The sequence below is a fragment of the Streptomyces sp. NPDC102406 genome (assembly GCF_044765725.1).
GTDB lineage: Bacteria > Actinomycetota > Actinomycetes > Streptomycetales > Streptomycetaceae > Streptomyces.
The window spans coordinates 722,315-744,070 of sequence record NZ_JBIWKP010000002.1 but is presented as its reverse complement, the minus strand read 5'-3'; the positions used below and the strand labels follow the sequence as shown (position 1 = coordinate 744,070).

The 21,756-nt window shown below is 73.6% G+C and carries 19 protein-coding genes; 13 read left to right on the top strand and 6 right to left on the bottom strand.

All coding sequences use genetic code 11. The features are described from left to right. The first annotated feature begins 7 nt into the window (after positions 1-7). Complete coding sequence (locus ACIRF8_RS11995; protein WP_404213621.1) at positions 8-334, top strand: L-rhamnose mutarotase; 327 nt, start codon at positions 8-10, stop codon at positions 332-334. Next, on the top strand, positions 327-1,361 hold the full coding sequence (locus ACIRF8_RS11990; RefSeq protein WP_404213619.1) for a LacI family DNA-binding transcriptional regulator: 1,035 nt from the start codon (positions 327-329) through the stop codon (positions 1,359-1,361). The genes ACIRF8_RS11995 and ACIRF8_RS11990 overlap by 8 nt, the downstream gene beginning before the upstream one ends. A 44-nt stretch (positions 1,362-1,405) precedes the next feature. On the opposite strand, the gene ACIRF8_RS11985 is transcribed toward ACIRF8_RS11990, so the two are convergent. After that, entirely contained in the window at positions 1,406-4,495 is a 3,090-nt protein-coding gene (locus ACIRF8_RS11985; RefSeq protein WP_404213617.1) for a family 78 glycoside hydrolase catalytic domain, read from the bottom strand. 93 nt (positions 4,496-4,588) lie between these two features. Continuing rightward, positions 4,589-7,558: a glycosyl hydrolase gene (locus tag ACIRF8_RS11980; protein WP_404213615.1), complete on the bottom strand. Its 2,970-nt coding sequence runs from the start codon at positions 7,556-7,558 to the stop codon at positions 4,589-4,591. Positions 7,559-7,929: 371 nt separating this feature from the next. Here ACIRF8_RS11980 and ACIRF8_RS11975 point away from each other — a divergent pair, with 371 nt between their 5' ends. From ACIRF8_RS11975 to hemC, 5 genes are all read left to right on the top strand, one after another. After that, the gene (locus ACIRF8_RS11975) at positions 7,930-8,958 is read left to right on the top strand and encodes a LacI family DNA-binding transcriptional regulator (RefSeq protein WP_404213613.1); all 1,029 of its coding nucleotides are present in this window, start codon (positions 7,930-7,932) and stop codon (positions 8,956-8,958) included. A gap of 95 nt (positions 8,959-9,053) precedes the next feature. After that, positions 9,054-10,358: an alpha/beta fold hydrolase gene (locus ACIRF8_RS11970; RefSeq protein ID WP_404213611.1), complete on the top strand. Its 1,305-nt coding sequence runs from the start codon at positions 9,054-9,056 to the stop codon at positions 10,356-10,358. A gap of 75 nt (positions 10,359-10,433) precedes the next feature. Next, positions 10,434-10,652, top strand: coding sequence for a hypothetical protein (locus ACIRF8_RS11965; RefSeq protein ID WP_404213610.1), 219 nt, complete (start codon positions 10,434-10,436; stop codon positions 10,650-10,652). Then, a complete protein-coding gene (locus tag ACIRF8_RS11960) occupies positions 10,649-10,906 on the top strand; it encodes a hypothetical protein (protein ID WP_404213608.1) in 258 nt (85 codons plus the stop codon). The genes ACIRF8_RS11965 and ACIRF8_RS11960 overlap by 4 nt, the downstream gene beginning before the upstream one ends. Positions 10,907-10,989: 83 nt before the next feature. Beyond that, entirely contained in the window at positions 10,990-11,922 is a 933-nt protein-coding gene (hemC, locus tag ACIRF8_RS11955) for a hydroxymethylbilane synthase (protein WP_404213606.1), read from the top strand. Positions 11,923-11,937: 15 nt separating this feature from the next. Here hemC and ACIRF8_RS11950 read toward each other — a convergent pair whose 3' ends face one another. Further along, on the bottom strand, positions 11,938-13,338 hold the full coding sequence (locus tag ACIRF8_RS11950; protein ID WP_404213604.1) for an MFS transporter: 1,401 nt from the start codon (positions 13,336-13,338) through the stop codon (positions 11,938-11,940). Continuing rightward, positions 13,335-13,931, bottom strand: a complete 597-nt coding sequence (locus ACIRF8_RS11945; protein WP_404213602.1) for a TetR/AcrR family transcriptional regulator — start codon at positions 13,929-13,931, stop codon at positions 13,335-13,337. Before ACIRF8_RS11945 ends, ACIRF8_RS11950 begins: the two co-directional genes overlap by 4 nt. A gap of 128 nt (positions 13,932-14,059) precedes the next feature. On the opposite strand from ACIRF8_RS11945, the gene ACIRF8_RS11940 reads away from it, so the two are divergent. Next, positions 14,060-14,899, top strand: coding sequence for an enoyl-CoA hydratase/isomerase family protein (locus tag ACIRF8_RS11940; RefSeq protein ID WP_404213600.1), 840 nt, complete (start codon positions 14,060-14,062; stop codon positions 14,897-14,899). Between the two features lie 115 nt (positions 14,900-15,014). Further along, complete coding sequence (locus ACIRF8_RS11935) at positions 15,015-15,446, top strand: PPOX class F420-dependent oxidoreductase (protein ID WP_404213599.1); 432 nt, start codon at positions 15,015-15,017, stop codon at positions 15,444-15,446. Positions 15,447-15,452: 6 nt separating this feature from the next. Here ACIRF8_RS11935 and ACIRF8_RS11930 read toward each other — a convergent pair whose 3' ends face one another. Both ACIRF8_RS11930 and ACIRF8_RS11925 read right to left on the bottom strand, forming a co-directional pair. Then, positions 15,453-16,355, bottom strand: coding sequence for an SDR family oxidoreductase (locus ACIRF8_RS11930; protein WP_404213597.1), 903 nt, complete (start codon positions 16,353-16,355; stop codon positions 15,453-15,455). A 51-nt stretch (positions 16,356-16,406) separates the two neighbouring features. Further along, the gene (locus ACIRF8_RS11925; RefSeq protein ID WP_404213595.1) at positions 16,407-17,432 is read right to left on the bottom strand and encodes an NAD(P)/FAD-dependent oxidoreductase; all 1,026 of its coding nucleotides are present in this window, start codon (positions 17,430-17,432) and stop codon (positions 16,407-16,409) included. A gap of 105 nt (positions 17,433-17,537) precedes the next feature. Here ACIRF8_RS11925 and ACIRF8_RS11920 point away from each other — a divergent pair, with 105 nt between their 5' ends. The 4 genes from ACIRF8_RS11920 (at position 17,538) to ACIRF8_RS11905 (ending at position 21,579) form a co-directional block, all read left to right on the top strand. Beyond that, positions 17,538-18,161: a helix-turn-helix domain-containing protein gene (locus ACIRF8_RS11920; protein ID WP_404213593.1), complete on the top strand. Its 624-nt coding sequence runs from the start codon at positions 17,538-17,540 to the stop codon at positions 18,159-18,161. A gap of 147 nt (positions 18,162-18,308) precedes the next feature. Continuing rightward, entirely contained in the window at positions 18,309-19,295 is a 987-nt protein-coding gene (locus ACIRF8_RS11915; RefSeq protein WP_404213591.1) for an NADPH:quinone oxidoreductase family protein, read from the top strand. Continuing rightward, on the top strand, positions 19,292-20,476 hold the full coding sequence (locus tag ACIRF8_RS11910; protein ID WP_404213590.1) for an acyl-CoA dehydrogenase family protein: 1,185 nt from the start codon (positions 19,292-19,294) through the stop codon (positions 20,474-20,476). Before ACIRF8_RS11915 ends, ACIRF8_RS11910 begins: the two co-directional genes overlap by 4 nt. Next, positions 20,473-21,579, top strand: coding sequence for an acyl-CoA dehydrogenase family protein (locus tag ACIRF8_RS11905; protein WP_404213588.1), 1,107 nt, complete (start codon positions 20,473-20,475; stop codon positions 21,577-21,579). The genes ACIRF8_RS11910 and ACIRF8_RS11905 overlap by 4 nt, the downstream gene beginning before the upstream one ends. Positions 21,580-21,756: the final 177 nt, after the last annotated feature.

The following is a 21,756-nucleotide window of genomic DNA, read 5'->3' as shown; positions in this document are numbered from 1 at the left end:
ACCCCGAGTGTCCACGCAGCGCGTCTGCTTTCTGCTCAAGGTCAGGGCCGACCGGATCGAGGAGTACCGCGCCCGCCACGCCGACGTGTGGCAGGAGATGCGCGAGGCCCTGACCGCCACCGGCTGGCACAACTACTCGCTCTTCCTGCGCGAGGACGGCCTGCTCGTCGGCTACCTGGAGACGGAGGACTTCGACGCGGCGCGCGCCGCGATGGACGCCACCGACGTCAACGCCCGCTGGCAGGCCGAGATGGCCGGCTTCTTCGAGGAACTGGACGGACAGGCCCCGGACGCCGCGATGCGGCCCCTCACCGAGGTCTTCCACCTTGCCTGAGCGCGGATCGGTCGGCATCAAGGACGTGGCACGGGTCGCCGGGGTCTCCGTCGGCACCGTCTCCAACGTCCTCAACCAGCCCCACCGGGTCTCCGAACCGACCCGGCGCCACGTCCAGCAGGTCATCGCCCGGCTCGGCTACGTCCGCAGCGAGTACGCCCGCCAGTTGCGGTCCGGGCACAGCCGCATCATGGCGCTGCTCGTCCTGGACATGGGCAACCCGTTCTTCGTGGACGTCGCGCGCGGCGCCGAGCGTGCCGCGCGCGAGGCGGGGCTCGGCGTCATGGTCTGCAACAGCGCGCAGAGCACCGAGGAGGAGGCCGAATATCTCTCCCTCTTCGCCGAACAGCGGGTACGGGGCGCCCTGATCACCCCCGCCGACCCGAGCGGCGCGACCCTGCGCGACTTCCGCCGCCACTCCATCCCGTACGTGGTGGTGGACCGGGTCGCCGGGGCCGACGAGGACGGCGCGGGGTGCTCGGTCTCCGTCGACGACGTGTCGGGGGGCGCCCTCGCCGTCCGCCACCTGGTCAGCGGGGGACACCGCTCCCTCGCCTTCGTCAGCGGCCCCCCGCACCTCAAACAGGTGCAGGACCGACGGGAGGGCGCCCTCAAGGCACTCGCCGAGGCGGGTCTGCCCGGGGAGCTGCTGCGGGAACTGCCCACCGACCGGCTCGACGTGGCGGCGGGGCGCGACGCGGGCGCGCGCCTCCTCGGCCTCGCCGAGCGCCCCACGGCCGTCTTCTGCGCCAACGACCTGCTCGCCCTCGGCGTCCTGCAAGCCCTGTACGCGGCCGGGGTCAAGGTCCCCGACGACATGTCCATCGTCGGCTACGACGACATCGAGTTCGCGGCAGCCGCCACGGTCCCGCTCACCTCGGTGCGCCAGCCCGCGCTCACCCTCGGCACCATCGCGGCGGAGCTGCTGCTCCAGGAGACGGGTCAACGCGCCGCCGAGCACCGGCATCAACACGTCGTCCTGCGGCCTGAGTTGGTGGTCCGGGGCTCCAGCAGGGCACGGGTGTGACGAGCAGGGGGCCGGGCGCCAGATGCCCGGCCCCCTGCCCGGTGTCAGCGCACCGTGCTGGTCACCCGGTACCGTCCGGCCGGCAGGCGGTAGGTGGCCGTGCCGTTCTCGAAGGAGACGAAGCGCACCCCCTCCACCGACGCCAGCGGCGTACGACCCTCCCGCACCGCGGACGCCGACACGGCCGGCAGGCTCAGCGTCGCCTCGCTGTTGGCGGGGACGACCGCCTCGTACGTCAGCCGCCCGTCCTTGGCCAGCGACCACGCGCTCGTGATCTCCCCGTACGGGGAGAGGTGACGGCCCGTCACCCGCGTGACCGCGCCGGTCGGGTCCAGGTGCGGCTGGAGCCGGAACCGCCGGAAGCCGGGGTGCTCGGGGTCACCCGCGATGCCCGCCATGTACGCGTACATCCACTCGGCGATCGCGCCGTAGGAGTAGTGGTTGAAGGAGTTCATCTCGACAGGTCCGAAACCGTCCTCCTTCGAGTACGAGTTCCAGCGCTCCCACACCGTCGTCGCACCGTTCTCCACCGAGTACAGCCACGACGGCATGGCGTTCTGGTGGAGCAGCTTGTACGCGAGGTCGGCGCGGCCCTCGTCGGTCAGGACGGGCGCGAGGACGTTGACACCGAGGAAGCCGACGGACAGCGTGTTCTCCGCGTACCGCACACGCGCGCTGCCGGGGTGGGCCGCCTTGTACGCGGCGTCGTTGCCGATGTTGTCCGCCAACAGCCCCACCAGGGCCCGGCGTTGGGCCTGCGTGTCGTAGAAGCCGAGCTTGAGGACCCACAGCAGCGCCGACTGGCTGTTGTCCTCCGGGTCGCCGCCCATGGGCGGCTTGCCGCCGATGCTCGATCTGACGGTGATCCTGTCACCGTCGACCTCCACGTACCTGGCCATGAACGCGCGCCGGATCTTGCCGAACAGGTCGTCGTAGGCCGTGGCCTCCGCGGTGCGCCCGGTGGCCCGGGCCATCTGTGCCATCAGCCGCACGCTGTAGGCGTAGTAGACGTCGCTCATCAACTGGGTGCCGGTGTTCTGGAACGCCAGCCAGTCGGCGAAGATCGCCCCCTGCCCCGCGTAGGTGTCGCCGCCCTTGTCGCGGATCCAGTCGATGTAGCGGACCATCGCCTCCCAGCTCCGGTCGACGATGGTGCGGTCGCCGCTCATCTGCCACACCGTCCAGGGCACGATCACCCCGCAGTCCGCCCAACCGCTGCACGGCGCCGCCGCGTTGTACCGGTTGCCGGGCGCCACCGCGGTGAACTGGGCGCCGTCCACACCGTAGATCCTCTGCGACTCGATGAGGATGTCCTCGAAGTGGCTGAGGAAGGCGACGGCGTCCGTGTTGTAGAGCCCGGTGTGGGAGAAGACCTGGGTGTCACCGGTCCAGCCGAGCCGTTCGTCGCGCTGCGGGCAGTCCGTCGGCACCCACAGGTAGTTGCCCCGCTGGCCCCACCGCACGTTGCTGATGAGCTGGTTGAGGGCGTCGTCGTCCGTGGTGACGCTGCCGATGTCCCGGATCGCCGAGGTGGCGACCTTGCCGGTGAGGCCGTCCACGGTGACCTCGGCGCCGGGCGTCGTCACCTCCACCGAGACATAGCGGAAGCCGTAGAAGGTGAGCGAGTCCTGATGCGTCTCGCCGTCCTTCGCGCCCTTGAGGACGTACGTGCTCGTGGCCTTGGCGCCGCGCAGGTTGGCCCGGTACAGCGAGCCCACCGGGCCGTCGGCGCCCGCGCTGTCGTCGTTCAGCATCTCGGCGAACTTCACGACGACCTCGGCGCCCGCCGGGCCGCGCACCGTGTAGCGGGGGACACCGACCATGTTCTGGCCGAGGTCGAAGACGGCCGTGTCGCCGGGGCGCAGCGCGACGGGTCCCGGCGCGCCGTCGGTCGAGCGGGCCGGGTCCGGCACGATGCGGCCCTTGCCGTTGGCGCTCGACGAGGCGCCCGTGACCTCCCGGTAGACCGTGACGGATCGCGGGCGCCGGTCCCACTTCTCCATCAGACGGGCCGATTCGCCCGGGTAGGCGGTCAGCTTCGCGTCGGGGAACCTCGCGGCGTAGCCGAGCTGTTCGACCTCCGCCCAGCCCGAGGTGTCGAAGCCGTTCGCCGTCCAGCCGTCGAGTTCCTTGCGGGCGTCGTACGTCTGGCCGTCGTAGATGTCGTCGGCGCGGTAGGGCCCGGTGTCGGTGGCCCGCCAGCCCCCGCCGGGTTTTGTGACGACGCTCTGCGCGGTGCCGTCGGCGTAGCGGATCAGGAGCTTGGCCTTGAGCGCGAGGGGGTTGCCGTCCTTGGAGTAGTACGTGCTGCCCTCGGAGACCCGCGCGTTGTACCAGCCGTTGCCGAGGACCGCGGCGAGCGTCACGGACCGGGCGCCCTCGACGCTCTCCGTCACGTCGTACGTCAGGTAGTTCACGGTCATGTCGTAGTTGGTCCAGCCCGGCGTCAGCAGCTCGACCGTGCGGCCACCGTCCTGCGGGACGGTGACGCGCTCGCCGTTCACGTACGCCTCGTAGACGCCGAGCGCGGTCACGTACAGGCGCGCCTCGCTGACCCGGCCCTTGCGCAGCGGCGTCTCGCAGCGGACCAGCGGAGCGCCTGCCGAGTTCGGCGCCTTGCCCTTCATGCCGACCCACTGCGCGCCGTCCCAGCCGGTGGTCCCGTCCGAGCCGAGCAGCCCCGTCTCGAACCAGGTCGCGGGCGCGGTGCCGAGCGACCGGCCCTTCCCGTCCCACACGGTGACGGTCCAGGAGTACCGGGTGGAGGGTTTCAGCCGGGGCCCGTCGTACAGCACGGCGACGGAGTCGGACGAGGCCACCCGTCCGCTGTCCCACACGTCGGCGCGGCCCGCGGCGAGCCGAGCGGGGGAGGACGCCACCCGGATCCGGTAGGCGCCCTGCGTGAGCCCGCGCCGCCCGGAGCCGAGGCGCCAGCCGAAGCGGGGGCGGGCGGCGTCCGTCCCGAGCGGTCGCACGCGGTGTTCGACGGTCAGGCCGGTGACGGCGCCGTCGTCCGCGGGCGCGGTGGGGGCCGCGTGGGCGGAGGAGGCGCCGGGATACACACCGGCGGCCACGACGGGCACGGCGCCCGCGGTCGCGGCGAGCACGGTCCTGCGGCGTATGTCGCTGCTCATCTGTCAGGTGTCCCTTCGACGGTGAAGGTGCTCTGTGATGGTGGGGGGTGCTGCGGTCGGTGGGGCGGGGGACGGTCGGGGCAGGGGGGAGGGTCACGCGCGCACGGTCGCGCTTGCGTACGGGAGGAGGCGGACGGGTCCCGTCAGCCCGTAGTCCTGCCGCTTGGCGGCGCCGAACACGGTGGGGCGGGTCACCCGGAGCCGGTTCAGGAGGGTCGTCGCCACCTCGACCTCGATCGTGTTGGCGCCGGGCCGCAGGCGCGTACCGAGGTCGGCGACGCGGGTGAGCTGGTCGACGGGCGGCAGGGCGTGCCCGTTGACGCGGACGGTGAACGTGTCGAAGACGCCGCCCAGTTCGAGCAGCGCGCCATGCGCCGCGCCCCAGTCCCGGCCCAGACGCACGGTGGTGCGGTAGGTGCCGATGCCGGAGACGTCCGCCAGGCCCGGCAGCCGGGTCCACGGCGCGAGCGCGTCGAGTTCCAGGACGTGCCGCTCGTGGACGGTCGCGGTCGCGCTCGCCCCAGGCCGCCAGTCGTCGACCGTCAGCGTCCACGACGTCAGCTCCAGAGGCGCCGGGACCGCGCCGACCTTCGTGGTGACGGTGCGCCCGTCGTCGAGAGTGGTGGTGTACGTGCCCGCCGCCGACGCCCGCAGTGTGAGGCGCCCGTCCTCGCCCACGCGGATGTCGTCGGCCTGCGTCGCCGTGGCGTGCCGCTTCGGCGCGGCCTTGGACCGGGCCAGGACGACGACGGTGACGGCGCCCGGTCCGAGGTCCACGGTGAGGCGCACACGGCCGTCATCGGTGCGCGTGTACAGGGCGAGCGGGGTGACGGTGCCCGTCCACGGGTCGAGGACGTGGGGGATCGCGCCCGGCACCCGGGAGGTGAGCGTGACGTCGTGCGTGATGCGGGTCCCGGTCGAGCCCTTCTTGCTGACGGCATCGTTGGCGAAGAAGAAGTAGTCGGCGTCCTCGTCCGCGCGGTGGGCGTGCAGCAGCATCGACGGTTCGGCGTACTCGACGTCGCGGGTCAGGCCGAGCGCGGCGATGGCCTGCGGCACGTCGGGCCGGTCCGCGACCGTGTGCACCGTCCTCGACGCCTGGAGTTCGGTGAGGAGGTGACGCAGCCGCTCGTTGTCACCGGGCCGGGCGAGGCCCGGGACGTGGGCGTCGGACCAGTCGCCGACGAGGATGATCGGCAGACCCTCCCGGGCGTACCGCACCAGCTTCTCGGCGACGTCCGGTTGGAGGGTGTGCTCCCGGTTGATCATGATGTCGCCGTCGACGAGCAGCGCCTTGAACGCGGGCCCGTCGGGGGCGAGCCGGCCGCCCCTGACCACCGCCGAGTCCAGGTCGAGCAGGCGCGGGCTGAGAAACGTGTGCGTCCAGCCGACCGGCACACCGTCGCTGGTGAACCAGGGCGCCCCGAGCCCCGAACCCGCGTAGCCCTTCTGCCGCAGCACCCCGATGTCGACCTTGTTGACCCCGCTGCGGAGCACGGCCTGGACGCGGGTGAGGAAGTCCGCGACCTGCGGGGTGTGCCGCCACAGCGGCTGGCGCGGACCCCACGCCTCGCCGTATCCGGCGGCTCCCTTGTAGGGCGAGAACGCGGCGAACCCCGGCCACTGGGCGCCCGGGGCGTCCGCGTAGGCGAAGCCGTGGAAGACGGCCTGGTTGACGCCGGCCGCGTACTGCGTGACCAGCTTCTTCAACGTGTCGGACCAGGTCGTGGAGTAGGCGCCGCCGGCGGTGCCGCCCGCCTCGTTCGACACGAGTGGCCGGCCGCCCATGTCCCGGCCGCCGGCCAGGCAGCGGAAGTCGTCGAGGTTCTTGAACCCGAGGGACTCGCCCTCGGTGACGTCGAGCAGCGCCGACTTGTAGATCGCGTCGGTCTCCAGGCCGTACGGCTGGATCCGCAGCCCGAGGCCCAGCGTGTGCGCCCACGTCTGCAAGGGCCGCAGATGGTGCTCCACGTACAGCTCGGTGACGACCTCCATCACGTCGCGCCGGACCGCCTTGTCGAGGGACGCCTCGAAGCTGAAGACGTACTTCTCCTTCTTCTCGACGAACGTCGCGAGGTAGGGGAGGAGTGAGTAGCCCATGCGCCGCTCGAACTCGGCGGGCAGCGCGGGTGTCCACAGCGTCGCGTCGGTCTCGATCTCGATGGAGTCCTCGAAGAGGGTGCCGCCGGTCGCCCTGAGCAGTCCGCGGATCGACGGGGTGAGGATGTGCTCCTCCCAGAAGTCGGTGACCGCGCGCGTGCCCGCTTCGCTGAAGTGGTCGACGACGTAGGCGAGCGGCGTGGTGTGGTCGCGGCCCTCCGGGCGCTGCCCCGAGCCGCGCTCCCAGTAGGCGACGAGCAGCCAGGTGGCGCCGTCGTCCGGCGCGGTCCAGGAGACGCGGCCCGCGGTGACGCGCGCGGTGACGTCGGTGACCGTGTCCTGGTCGAGGCGGACCGGCACGGCGGTCGGCGAACTGCCCGCCGTCACCCGCACCGCCTGCGCGAGCAGCAATCGCCGGTCGGTGACGCCCGCCCCGGCCTCGGTGACCGGCGCGGGCACCGGACCCTCGTACGTCGTCCCGGGCGCCAGCACGGCGATCCCGTGGGCGAGTTCCTTCGCGGCGGCCCGGCTGTCCGGCGTGATGGACGGCACCGCGGCGGGCCAGGCGGGGCCGATCGTCAGGTCCACCACCACGTCCCGCTTCCTCGCCTCACGCAGCGCCGCCTCGATCGCGGCCCGCCACGCCTCGGTGCCCCAGCCGTGGCGCACGGTGTCGAGTTGTTCGTCCATGCTGTGCGTGACCGCCGCGATCTCCACCCCACCGAACCCGGCCGCGGCGATCGCCCGGATCTCGCGGGCGATCTCACCGGTGTCGACCAGCGCGTCCGGCCACCACCAGCGGAACTTGGGGCGCACGGCGGCGGCCGGGGCGCGCAGATGCCTGAACGCCGCCTCCGCCGCGGAGCCCTGTGCGAGGGCCCCGGCGGGAGCCGCGAGGGGCAGCGCCGTCGCGGCTCCGGCCAGGGCGCCCATTCTCAGCACGGTCCGACGGCGCAGGCTCATGGCTCTCCTCGTCCCTGGTCACCAGGGCAGTCACTCGGTTGAACAGTTTCAAACGATTCAATGTGGGGTGGAGGAACCTACGGGCAGCCGTGACCAGTGGCAAGAGGCGTGCAACAAAAGCACCTGAGCAAGCGGATTGACAGGCGCCACCCCCTCGCGCAGAGTTGCGGACGGTGAGAAAGCGAAACGATTCAAGCGGTCCGCGCCCTCACTCCGGCAGCCGCGTCCACGGTGTTCCCGCCGCGCCCCTGCACCGCCACCCCCGCCCGTCCGTGTGGCCGACTCCGCGTTGTCCGACGGACCGAACACCGGCCGCGCCGCCCCACGTACACTCCCCCTGCCGCACCCGCTCACCTGGAGGTCCACGCCCGATGGCACAGTCCGTGGGGATCAAGGACGTCGCACGCGTCGCCGGGGTGTCCGTGGGCACGGTCTCGAACGTGATCAACCGGCCCGAGACCGTCGCCCACGAGACCCGGGCCCGCGTCCTCGCGGCCATCGACCGCCTCGGCTACGTCCGCAGCGAGTCCGCCCGGCAACTGCGAGCGGGCCGCAGCCGCATCATGGGCCTGCTCGTCCTGGACATGGGCAACCCGTTCTTCGTGGACGTCGCGCGCGGCGCCGAGCGTGCCGCGCGCGCCTCCGGACTCGGTGTCATGGTGTGCAACAGCGCGCAGAGCGCCACCGAGGAGGCCGAGTACCTCTCCCTCTTCGCCGAGCAGCGGGTACGCGGCGTCCTGCTCACCCCGGCCGAGGCGACCGGCCGCACCGTGGCGGCCTTCCGGCGCCACGACATCCCGTTCGTCCTCGTCGACCGCGTCGCCGAGGGCGCCACCGAATGCTCGGTCTCCGTCGACGACGTCAACGGTGGCGCCCTCGCCGTGCGCCACCTCCTGGACGCCGGACACCGCCGCATCGCCTACGTCAGCGGCCCGCCCGCCCTCAACCAGGTCGAGGACCGCCGCCACGGCGCCCTGCGCGCCCTCGCGGAGGCCGGGCTGCCCGCCACCGCCCTGCACGAACTGCCCACCGAACGGCTCGACGTCGCCGCCGGACGCGACGCCGGTGCCCGCCTGCTCGGCCTCGCCGACCGCCCCACCGCCGTCTTCTGCGCGAACGACCTGCTCGCCCTCGGCGTCCTGCAGTCCATGTACGCGGCCGGGGTGCGGGTCCCCGAGGAGTGCGCCATCGTCGGCTACGACGACATCGAGTTCGCCGCCGCCGCGGCGGTCCCGCTCACCTCGGTGCGCCAGCCCGCCGTCACCATGGGCGCCCTCGCCGCCGACCTCCTCCTGGAGGAGATCGACGCCGCCGACCACCCGGGGACGGCCCACGAGCACCGCCGCGTCGTGCTCCAGCCCGAACTCGTCGTCCGCGGCTCCAGCCTGGGCCCCCGCTGACCCGCCGACGGCCGTGTGCTGAACTGGGCGACGGCCCGGACGTCCGGAATCCGGGCAGCCCGCACCGCATGCAGAACGCCCGCACAGGAGCCGATTTGAGCGCCGTCAGCTACCGCCAGCCCGGGGTCGTCCTCACCGACCGCCGCTTCTCCGTCCCCCTGGACCACGATGCCCCGGACGGCGAGCGGATCGAGGTGTACGCCCGCGAAGCCGTCGCCCCGGGCCGTGAGCACGAGAACCTGCCCTGGCTGCTCTACCTCCAGGGCGGCCCCGGCTTCGGCGCCAACCGGTTCTCCGGTCCGCAGGCCTGGCTCGGCCGCGCCCTCCAGGACCACCGCGTCCTCCTCCTCGACCAGCGCGGCACCGGCGCCTCCACCCCCGCCAACCGCCAGACCCTCCCGCTGCGTGGCGACGCCCGCGCCCAGGCCGACTACCTCGCCCACTTCAGGGCCGACGCCATCGTCCGCGACTGCGAGCTGATCCGCCGCGAGGTCACCGGCGGCGCCCCCTGGACGATCCTCGGCCAGAGCTTCGGCGGCTTCTGCGCCACCCACTACCTGTCGACCGCGCCCGAGGGCCTGACCGCGGCGCTCATCACCGGCGGCCTGCCGACCCTGGACGGCGACGCCGACGACGTCTACCGCGCCGCCTACCCGCGCATCGAACGCAAGGTCCGGGCGCACTACGCCCGCTACCCCATGGACGTCGGACGCGCCCGGGAGATCGCCGCCCACGTCCTCGCCCACGAACCGGTCCTCCCGAACGGCTACCGCCTCACCCTCCCCGCCTTCCAGTCCCTCGGCATCTGGCTCGGCGCCGGCGACGGCAGCGACCGGCTGCACTACCTGCTGGAGGACGCCTTCGTTCCCACCCCGGGCGGGCGCGCCCTGTCGGACACCTTCCAGGAGCAGGTGGCGTCGGCCCTGTCGTACGCGGGCCACCCCCTCTACGCGCTGCTGCACGAGGTGATCTACGCACAGCACGACCGCCCCACCAACTGGTCGGCGGAGCGCGTACGCGCCGAGTTCCCCCAGTTCGACGGCGAGAAGGCGCTCGCCTCCGGCGCGGCCCTGATGTTCACCGGCGAGTCCATCCACCCGTGGCAGTTCGACTGCGACCCGGCGCTGCGCCCGCTGCGGGACGTCGCGGAGGACCTGGCCACGCGCACCGGCTGGGCGCCCCTGTACGACCCGGCCCGGCTCGCCGCGAACGAGGTGCCGGTGGCCGCCGCCGTCTACCACGACGACATGTACGTCGACACGGCCCACGCCCTGCGGACCGCCACCGCCATCCGCGGCCTGCGCCCCTGGGTCACGAACGAGTTCGAGCACGACGGCGTGCGCGCGGGCGGCCCCCGCGTCCTCGACCGCCTCCTGGGGATGGTGCGCGGGGAGGTCTGACCCGTTGAGCACCGCCGCGGGGCGGGGTCCGGGCGGCGTCCCCGCCCGGACCGGGATCGTGGCAGACTCGTACGCGTGGACACCGCAAAGCTCGAACTCGCAGCCCAGCGCTACCGGGAGGCCGAGGAGGCGCTCGAAGGCGCACGCCTCGACCTCCAGACCGAAGCACTCGCCATCCTGAGCCAGGACGACGCGCAGCACGGCGGACAGGCCGCAGTGGCCAGGGTCACCGGGTGGAGCCGCGAATACCTGCTCCGGCTCCTGGAGAACGCCCCCGGAGCGCCCCGCCGATGATGGCGCGCTCCAAGCTGGTCCAGGAGCTGCGCAGGGGCGGGCAGAGCGCGGCGGAGGCCGCGAGCCTCGTCGAGGACTACGCCCATCAACTCGCCGTGCAGCTCCGCGAGGCCGGTCATCGCGACGCCGCCGGTGTCATCGACCCCCGCGCGGGCCAGTGCACCTGCGGCGCCCCCGCGGGACCCGACCAGGACAGCGAGCAGACCCGCCGCTACTGGTACCACGCTCGCTCCTGCCCGCTGGGCACCGCGTAGCCGGACCGCTCGGCGCCGCGCGACACGGGTCGCGTCGCCCCGGGCGGTCAACCGGTGGGCGTGCGGAGCACTATCGTGGCGGGATGGTCGCCGAGCTGATCCGTATCGTCTCCCGTTCCTCCCCGATGGCGCTGGCCCAGGTGGAGCGCGTCCGCGCCGAACTCGCCGCGCTCCACCCGGGTGTCCGCACCGAGGTCGTCCCCGTGACGACCAGCGGTGACAAGTGGATGGGTGATCTCGCCGCGCTCGGCGGGAAGGGCGCCTTCACCAAGGAGGTCGACCAGGCGCTGCTCGACGGCCGCGCCGATCTCGCCGTGCACTGCCTGAAGGACATCCCGGCGGACCGGCCGTTGCCCGAAGGGTGCACGTTCGGGGCGTACTTGAAGCGTGACGACGTACGCGACGCGCTCATCGATCCGCTGGGACGCACGCTCGACGAACTGCCCGACGGCACCCGGATCGGCACCTCGTCCGTGCGCCGCGTGGCCCAACTCGCCGCGTCGCACCCGCACGTGACGTGCGTCCCGATGCGCGGCAACGCCAACCGCAGGCTGGAGAAGCTCGCCGCGGGCGACGCGGACGCGCTCCTGCTCGCCGTGTCGGGGCTGGAGCGGATCGGACGGCCGGACCTGATGACCGACGTGCTGGCACCGGAGGTGATGTGCCCGCCGATCGGCGCCGGGATCCTGGCGCTCCAGTGCCGCGCCGACGACGAGGCGACCCTCGACACGGTACGCGGGCTCGGGCACCGGGACACCTGGCGGGAGGCGACCGCCGAGCGCATGTTCCTGCACGTGCTGCAAGGGCACTGCAACTCGCCGGTGGCCGGGTACGCGCGGGCCGAGCGCAGCGGTGACCTGTCGCTGCGGGCCTGCGTGTTCACGCCCGACGGGAAGCGGGTGCTCAACGCCCAGGAGTGGGCCGGCCCGCTGGACCCCGCGACGCTGGGCATGTCCGTGGCGGTGGCGCTGCTGCGCCAGGGGGCACGAGAGCTGATCGACGGCATCGCGCACTGAGGGCCGGCCGGTTCATCACTCGCCCGGTGGAAAGGACCGTGCCGGTGAAGGGGCGTCCCGCGCTTCCCGGTTCGCCCGGGGGAGTCCTCGCGCCGCCACCGCGCCGACACAGGCGACCAGCGCGAGCGCGGTCAGCGTCGGGCCCATCGAGGCGGCGAGGTCCCGGTCCGCGGCGAGCAGCGTCGTGGCCAGCGCCACCCCGAGGGTCGGGCCCACGTTCATCGCCGTCTGCTGGAGTCCGCCCGTCACTCCCGCGTCGGCGGCGGCGGCCCGGCGGACGAGTACTTCGGTCGCGCCCACCATGACAGTGCTGAAACCCGTGCCCATGGCGAACGCGCAGACCCCGACGGACAGGGCGGTGGCGGCCGCGTCGAGGCGCCCGAAGGCGGGGACACCGAGGGCCATGAGCACCATGCCAGCGCCGCTCGTCGCCCGCGCCCCCCAGCGGCGCGTCAGCACCGCGCTGAGGGGCGCCGCGAGAACCATGCACACGGCGGCGGGCAGCATGTACAGGGCCGTGCCGAGAGCATCGAGGCCGAGGACGTCCTGAAGGAAGTACGAGCCCACGAACAGCGTGCCGAACAAGGTGGCCGACGCGGCGAGCAGCACGCCGAGGGCCGGTACGACGACCGGTGAGGCCAGCACGGACGGGGGCAGCAGCGGACTCGGGGTGCGGCGCTCGTGCCGCACCAGCGCCACGGTCGCCGCGACCGCGCCGCCCGCCGCGACCCCCGCCCCCGGCGACCAGCCCGCGTCGGCCACCGTGACCAGCGCCGTGACCAGGCAGGCGAGCGCCGCGCCGAGCAGCAGCACACCGGCCGGATCCAGGCCCGCGGGACGCGTCGCCGCCGGCGGCTCCGGATCTCGTACGCGCAGCACCAGCAGGGCGATCACCACGGCGGGGAGCACGCCCATGAAGAACACCGAGCGCCACCCGAACTGTGCCGTCAGGGCGCCGCCGACCAGCGGCCCGGCGGCGGCCGAGACTCCGATCGCACTCGTGCGCAGCGCGATCGGCATGCCCAGCTCGTCCGGTGGGTACGCCGCCCGCAGCATGCTCAGCGTCGCCGGTTGCAGCAGCGCCCCGCACACGCCCTGCACGACGCGCAGCGCGATCACCCAGCCGATGTCCGGCGCCCACCCGATCCCCGCCGAGGCCGCCGCGAACCCGAGCGTGCCGAGGGCGAACAGACGCCGGTGCCCGTACCGGTCACCGAGCCGCCCCGCGAACACGAGGAGGCTCGCCACCGCGATCAGATAGCCCGTACTGGTCCACTGGGCCTGCGCCAGCGACGCGTCGAGGTCGTGCTGGAGCGCGGGCCGGGCGACGGTCAGAACCGTGCCGTCGAGGGCGACGAGTACGGCTCCGAGGACACTTCCGGCGAGGGTGACGCGCCGGTGCGACACCACGCTCATCGGGCCACCGGACCCAGATGGGCGTCGAGGACCGAGGTGAGCAGCGGCTCGATGTCGTCGCCGCCGACGGCCAGTTGCAGGCTTCCCCACCCCCACAACTGCGCCACCCCGTGCAGGTTCGCCCACAACGCGCCGGCCACCACGACGGGTCGCACGTCCGGGCGAGCCTCGGCGACCAGCTCGGCCAGCAGCCGGAAGAGCGGCAGGCTCGTCTCCCGCAGCCCCAGCGTGCCGCTCTCCAGAAGGTCGTGCCGGAACATCAACTCGTACATGCCGCGGTGCTGCCGGGCGAAAGCGAGGTAGACACGGGAGAGGTCGGCCAGTTGTGCGCGCGGGCCGTCCCGGCCGTCGCTCAGGGCCTTCGTCACCTGCGCCCCCAGATCGGCGAAGCCGCGCCGCGCGATCGCCGACAACAGCTCCAGATGCGTGGGGAAGTAGCGGCGGGGCGCGCCGTGCGACACGCCCGCCCTGCGGGCGATCTCGCGCAGCGACAGCGCCCCCGCGCCTTCGGTGTCGACGAGCGCGACGCCCGTGTCGACGAGGCGGTCCCGAAGGCCGCCGCCTGCGCTCTCCTGCTCCGTGGAAGCCTGCATAGACACTGTCTACCGCACGAGAGTAGACAGTGTCTACTGGCTGTCCGGGAGCGCTCGGCCCTTCTGGCTTCGGCCGGGTCCCGCTACGCTGCGCGCCGCCGTACCGTGGCCGACCGGCAGGGGACCGCATGATCGACACCACCGACACCCGCCTCCCCGGCGGCGACGAGCGGCGGCTGCGCCTGGACGTGGAGGAGAGCGGCATCGGCGTCCTCACGCTCTGCCGCCCGGCCAAGCTCAACGCCTGGAGCTGGGAGTCGACCCGGCAGCTCGGTGTCCTGGCCGACCGGATCCGCTTCGACGACCGGATCCGCGTCATCCTGCTGCGGGCCGAGGGGCGCGCCTTCTGCGCGGGCATCGACGTGGGCGCGCCCGGCAGCGGCATCGAGGCCGACAGCGACTCCGCGCGCACGCAGGGCTATTACGAGGGCATTCGCTGGGCGCACGAGCGGTTCGCCGCGTTCGCCGGGCTGCCGCAGCCGGTGGTCGCGGCCGTGCGGGGGTACTGCCTGGGCTTCGGGTTCGAACTCGCCCTGATGGCGGACGTGCGCGTCGCGGCCGACGACGCCGTGTTCGCCCTGCCCGAGACCGGCCTCGGCGTCGCCGTCGACGCGGGCGGCGATCTGCGGATCGCGCGGGAGGCGGGCGCGGGCTGGGCCAAGTTCCTGGCGCTCACCGGGCGCCGGATCGACGCGGACACCGCCCACCGACTGCATCTGCTGCAACAGGTGGTGCCGGGGGCGGAGTTGGAGCGCGCCGCACACGGCGTGGCCGCCGAGATCGCCGCGAACGCCCCCCTCGCCGTGCGGTCCGTCAAGCGGGACATCGACGCCTACGCCGATCACGGACTCGGCGCCGCCCTCGACCGGGTCGCCATGAGCGCGGCCCTCACCCTCACGTCCGACGACGCCACCGAGGGCTTCGCGGCGAAAGGAGACCGCAGGCCGCCGACGTTCCGCGGGGCGTGAGCCGATCCGGACAGCCCGCAGGGCCGCCGAGGCGTACTGCCGTCGCGGCGCCGGATGGGCCACGATGATCGAACAGTTCCGCGGGGCCCCCGCCCCGCCCGACGGAGAGGCGACCATGACCACCGCACCCTTCGACCCGCGCTCCCTGCTGGCGGAGAGCCGACTCGGCGTCCTCGCCACGCTCAAGGCCGACGGCCGCCCCCAACTGTCCCCCGTCATGCCCTTCTACGACCGGGCGAGCGAGACCCTGTACGTGTCGATGACCGAGGGGCGTGCCAAGACGGCGAACCTGCGCCGCGACCCGCGCGCCGCGCTGGAGGTCACCGGCGCCGACGGCCGCGCGTGGGCCACCGCGGAGGGCGTCGTGCGGCTCACGGGGCCGGGCGCCGATCCGCACGGGCCCGAGGTGGAGGCGCTGGTCGAGTACTACCGCAGGGCCGCGGGCGAGCACCCCGACTGGGACGAGTACCGGTCGGTCATGGTGTCCGACCGCCGGGTGCTGATGGAGATGACCGTCGACCACGTGTACGGGCAGCGGATCGGCTGACGCCGCTCACCCCGCGCCGGACGGCCCGCGCCCGAGCTGTTCGCGCACGGTCGTCACGGGCGCGTTCACCAGGTCGCGGCGCTGCCAGTTCGCGCCGTCCACCACCAGGGTGTGCCCGCTGACGAACCGCGCGTAGGGGGAGGCCAGGAAGGTCGCGGCCCAGCCCAGCTCCCGTGGCGCCCCCACCCGCAGGGCGGGCTGCCGGGCGCCGGGATCGTCGGCGCGGCCGAGGTGGGAACGGATGTCGGGTGTCATGTCGTCGTGCGGCATGAGCCCCGGCACCAGAGCGTTGACCTGGATGCCGTACGGGCCCCACTCCACGGCCAGCGTCTCCACCAGGTTCTTCACCCCCGCCTTCGCCGCCGCGCTGTGTGCGAAGCCCGGGCCGCCGGTCCACGCGTACGAGGCGCCGACGGCGATGACCGAGCCCGGGGTGCCCGCCGCGAGGTGCCTGCGGCCGAACTCGCGGGTCATGAAGAACGTACCGCTGAGGGTGATGTCGACGACCGAGCGCCAGCCGTTCGGCGTCACGTCCTCCGCGGGGGTGGGGAAGTTGGCGGCGGCGTTGTTCACCAGCACGTCGGGGACGCGGCCGTGTGCCGCCTCGGCCGCGTCGAAGACCTCGGCGATGCGCCCGGTGTCCCGGATGTCACAGGTCGCCGCCGTCACGGGCCCCGCCCCCTCGACGGCCGCCAACTCCTCGCGTGCGGGCGCCAGATGCTCCGCACTGCGGCTCACGATCAGCAGGGCCGCGCCGAGCCGGGCGAACTCCGCGGCGATCGCCCGGCCGAGACCGGTGCCGCCGCCGGTCACCAGGACGAGCCGCCCTTCGTACGTGCCCGGCGGCAGCGCCGCGGCGCCGAGCGGGGGAGGGGCGGGCAGTCCGTGCGGCGCGCGGGAGGACGTCATACGGGCATGGATACCGTCTGCGCCGTCAACCCTCCATGCCCGCGCGGCACTTCACGCGCCCGACCGGCTCGCGCGGGCCCGGGCCACCGCGCGTTCGCCCTCCGGGGAGAACACCCCGCCCCGGCGGCGCTCGGCGGCCCGCGCCAGGTCGGCGTGGAGCAGCTCGGCGTGGAGCGTCACCCCGGCCCGGTACCCGGCGCTCGCCGCGTTCACCACCTGCTCGGCGGCGCCCGCCGCGTTGCCCACGGCCCATACGCCCGGCACGCTGGTCAGCCCCGTCGGGTCCACGTCGACGAACGGCCCGGCCGGGGTCTGCCTGGTGCGCGCGCCGAGCGCGGTGAGCAGTCCGTCCCGCGGGGTCATCCGCGGCGGCACCACGAACACCGACCGGGCGAACACCCGGCCGTCGGCGAGCCGCACCCCGGCCAGCGCGTCGCCGGTGACGACGAGCCCGTCCAGCTTCCCGGTCACCACGCTCACCCCGGCCGCCGCCAGCAACTGCCAGTCGGAATCGGGCAGTGCGTCCTCGTCGGCACCGTGCAGGAACAGGGTCACGTCGTCCGAGAGCGCGCTGAACAGCAGGGCCTGGTGGATGCCCGAGGCCTTGGCGTACAGCACGCCGATCGCCTGGTCCCGTACCTCCCAGCCGTGGCAGAACGGGCAGTGCAGCACGTCCTTGCCCCAGCGCTCGGCGACGCCGGGGAGGTCGGGCGGCGCGTCCACCAGGCCGGTGGCCACGACGAGCCTGCGCGCACGCACCGGCCCCCCGTCCGCCGTCGTGACGACGAACCCGTCCGCCTCGTCCGGCTCGGCCGCCGTCACCCTGTCCCGGACGATCTCCACGCCGTACGCGGCGACCTCACGCCGTACCTCGGCCAGGAACGCGGCGGGCGGCATGCCGTCCCGCGAGGGATAGCCGTGCATGTGCGCGGCCGGAGCGTTGCGCGGCTCGCCCGCGTCGACGACGCGTACCGAGCGGCGTGACCGGCCCAGGATCAGCGCGGCCGACAGACCCGCCGTCCCGCCACCGACGACCACGACGTCGTACGCGTCCCTTCCGTGTTGCTGTGTGCGCATGATGACCACCTCGTTCGGGCTGCGAGCCCTGCGGCTCCCTGCTGTCGAACCTGCACCCCGGCTCGCCATATTGACAAACAAGGTTGCTGAAACTGCAATGGGCGTATGAAGCAGCACGCCCATGAACAGGAAGACGGCGAGTCCGAGGCGAGCATGGACGCCGTGCTCAGCGGTGTCGGGCCGCGCCTGCGCGCCCTGCGCAAGGAGCGCGGTGCCACCCTCTCCGGGCTCTCCGAGACCACCGGCATCTCCGTCAGCACGCTCTCCCGCCTGGAGTCGGGCCTGCGCCGGCCCAGCCTCGAACTGCTCCTGCCGATCGCCCGCGCCCACCAGGTGCCGCTCGACGAGCTGGTCGGCGCCCCGCCCGTCGGGGACCCGCGCGTGCGCCTCAAGCCGATCGTGCACCACGGCCGCACGATGATCCCGCTCACCCGGCAGCCCGGCGGGCTCCAGGCGTACAAGGTGATCGAACCGGAGCGGCAGGCGGAGCCGGACCCGAGGACGCACGAGGGCTACGAGTGGCTCTACATGCTCTCCGGCAAGCTGCGCCTGGTCCTCGGCGATCACGACGTGGTGCTCGGCCCCGGGGAGGCCGCCGAGTTCGACACGCGCGTGCCGCACTGGTTCGGCTCCACGGGCGAGGGGCCCGCCGAGTTCCTCAGCCTCTTCGGGCCGCAGGGCGAGCGGATGCACGTACGGGCCAGGCCCACGCGCGGCAGGCCGGACTGACCCGCGTGCGGCGCGGACCGACCCGGGGCGGGGCATTCCCAGGAGGGCAAGCGACCGCTTAGTATGCGGCTGGACCCGGTGGCGGAAGCCGGTGTCGCAGCAGTCCCGACGCAGCAGTCCTGACGCAGCAGTCCGTGGAGGCCCCGCATGCAGGCATGGCAAGTGCACGAGAACGGCGAGCCGAGCGAGGTGATGCGCCTCGAAGAGGTCGAGCGCCCCGTCCCCGGCGAGGGGCAGGTCCTGCTCAAGGTGCGCGCCGCCAACATCAACTTCCCGGACGCGCTGCTGTGCAAGGGGCAGTACCAGGTCAGGCCGGAGCTGCCGTTCACGCCCGGCGTGGAGGTCTGCGCCGAGACCGAGGACGGGCGCCGCGTCATCGCCACCCCCGCCCTGCCGCACGGCGGTCTCGCCGAGTACGTCCTCGCCGACGCCCGCGCCCTGCTTCCGGCGCCCGACGCCCTGGACGACGCCGAGACGGCCGCCCTGCACATCGGCTACCAGACCGGCTGGTTCGGCCTGCACCAGCGCGCCCGGATCCGCGACGGCGAGACGCTGCTCGTGCACGCCGCCGCGGGCGGGGTCGGCAGCGCCGCCGTCCAGCTCGGCAAGGCGGCGGGCGCCCGCGTGATCGGTGTCGTCGGCGGTCCCGAGAAGGCCAAGGTCGCCCAGGAACTCGGCTGCGACGTGGTGATCGACCGGCGGAGCGAGGACGTCATCGCCGCCGTCAAGGAGGCCACCGGCGGTCGCGGCGCCGACGTGGTCTACGACCCCGTGGGCGGCGAGGCGTACGCGCAGTCCGCCAAGACGGTCGCCTTCGAGGGCCGGATCGTCGTCGTCGGCTTCGCGAGCGGCACCATCCCGAGCCCCGCGCTCAACCACGCCCTGGTCAAGAACTACTCGATCATGGGTCTGCACTGGGGCCTGTACGCCGCCAAGAACCCCGCGCTGATCCCGCACTGCCACGAACAGCTCACCGAGCTCGCCGCGCGCGGCGCCATCAAGCCGCTGGTCAGCGAGCGCGTCGGCCTGACCGCTGCCGCGGCGGCCGTGCAGCGCGTCGCCGACGGCGTCACCACGGGCCGCGTCGTCGTCGTCCCCGGGCTCGACGCGCGCACGGAAGGAGCCGCGGCATGACCGTCGACGCCGCACGACTGCGCACCCTCACCCAGGAATTCCTGGCCGCGCACCCACCGGCCACCACGCCTCGCGCGCAGTTCCTGAGCGCCCGCTTCGACGCCGGACTCGCCTGGGTGCACTACCCCGAGGGCCTCGGCGGCCTCGACGTCCCGCGCTCCCTCCAGGCCGTCGTGGACGCCGAACTGGACGCCGCGGGCGCCCCCGACAACGCCCCGCGGCGCAACGGCATCGGCCTCGGCATGGCCGCCCCCACCATCCTCCGCTACGGCACCGACGAGCAGAAGCGGCGCTTCCTCAAGCCGCTCTGGACCGGCGAGGAGGTGTGGTGCCAGCTCTTCAGCGAGCCCGGCGCCGGTTCGGACCTCGCCGCGCTCGGCACCCGCGCCGTCCGCGACGGGGACGGCTGGATCGTCAACGGGCAGAAGGTGTGGACGTCCGGCGCGCACAACGCCCGGTTCGCCATCCTCATCGCCCGCACCGACCCGGACGTGCCCAAGCACCGCGGCATCACCTACTTCGTCTGCGACATGACCGACCCCGGCGTCGACGTGCGGCCCCTGCGCCAGATCACCGGCGAGGCCGAGTTCAACGAGGTGTTCCTCACCGGCGTCCGCATCCCCGACGCCCACCGCCTCGGCGAGATCGGCGACGGCTGGAAGGTCGCCCAGACCACCCTCAACAACGAGCGCGTCGCCATCGGTGGCATGCGCATCCCGCGCGAGGGCGGCCTCATCGGGCCCGTCGCCAGGACCTGGCGCGAGCGGCCCGAACTGCGCACCGCCGACCTGCACCAGCGCCTGGTCAAGCTGTGGGTCGACGCCGAGGTCGCCCGCCTCACCGGCGAGCGCCTTCGCCAGCAGCTCGTCGCCGGACACCCGGGTCCCGAGGGCGCGGGCATGAAGCTCGGCTTCGCCCGCCTCAACCAGGAGATCAGCGGCCTGGAGGTCGAACTCCTGGGCGAAGAGGGCCTGTTGTACGACGACTGGACGCTGCGCCGCCCCGAGATCGTCGACTTCGGAGGCCGCGAGGCCGGTTACCGCTATCTGCGGGCCAAGGGCAACAGCATCGAGGGCGGGACGAGCGAGGTCCTGCTGAACATCGTCGCCGAGCGGGTCCTCGGCCTGCCGCCCGAGCCGCGCACCGACAAGGACGTCGCCTGGAAGGACCTCTCCCGATGAGCACCCAGCCCGATCTGCTGTACTCCGAGGAAGAGGAGGCGCTGCGTTCGGCGGTCCGCGACCTGCTCGCCGACCACTGCGACGCGCCCACCGTGCTCGCCCGCGTCGAGAGCGACGAGCCGCACGACCGCGCCCTGTGGAAGAACCTCGCCGAGAACATGGGCCTCGCCGGTCTCCTCGTCCCCGAGGAGCGCGGCGGCCAGGGCGCCTCCCACCGCGAAGCCGCCGTCGTCCTGGAGGAGTTGGGGCGGGCCGTGGCCCCGGTCCCGTACCTGACGAGCGCGGTCATCGCGACGGAGGCGCTGCTCGCCTGCGACACCGACGAGGCGGGAACGCTGCTCGCCTCCCTCGCCTCCGGCCGCACCGTCGGCGCGCTCGCCGTGCCGCTGTCGGCGACGGCGGGGCAGGACCTCAGGGACGTACGGGCGGCGGACGCGGCATTGACCGGGCGTGTCACCGCGGTCGCCGACGCGGCCACCGCCGACGTGTTCCTCGTGCCCACGCAGGGCGGCCTGTTCGCCGTCGACGCGACGGCGGCCGGGGTCGCCGTCGAGCCGCAGACTTCCTTCGACCGTACGCGCCCGCTGGCCGCCGTGACCTTCGACGGCGCTCCGGGACGCCTGCTCGCCGACAACGCCGCGCCCGCCGTGCGCCGGGCCCTGCGGGCCGGGGCGGGGCTGCTCGTGTCCGAGCAACTCGGGCTCGCCGACTGGCTGTTGACGGAGACCGTGCGCTACACGCGTGAGCGCAACCAGTTCAACCGGCCCGTCGGCTCCTTCCAGGCGCTCAAGCACCGCCTCGCGCAGCTCTGGCTGGAGGTGGTCAACACCCGGGCCGTCGCCCGCAACGCGGCCGACGCGCTCGCCACCGCCGCCGACGACACCGACGTGGCGGTGGCCGTCGCCCAGGCGTACGCGGCGCCCGTCGCGGTCCGCGCGGCGGAGGAGGCGCTGCAACTGCACGGCGGCATCGGCATGACGTGGGAGCACCCGATCCACCTCTACCTCAAGCGCGCCAAGGCCGACTCCATCGCCCTCGGCACCGCGGGCCGCCACCGCGAGGAACTGGCCGAACTGGTCGACCTGCGGGCGCCGTCCGCCTGAGGAAGCGCGGCGAACGACACGGGGCAGCGGCCACCGCACACACGCGGTGGCCGCTGTCGTCGTGCGCGCGGGTCCCGTGACGCCGCCGTGAACCGGGGGCGGCGGTCCGGCCAACTCCCGGCGCAGCCCTGCCTCTGCACGGTGGTGGCCCCGCATACTCGCCGTGTCCCCACCGCG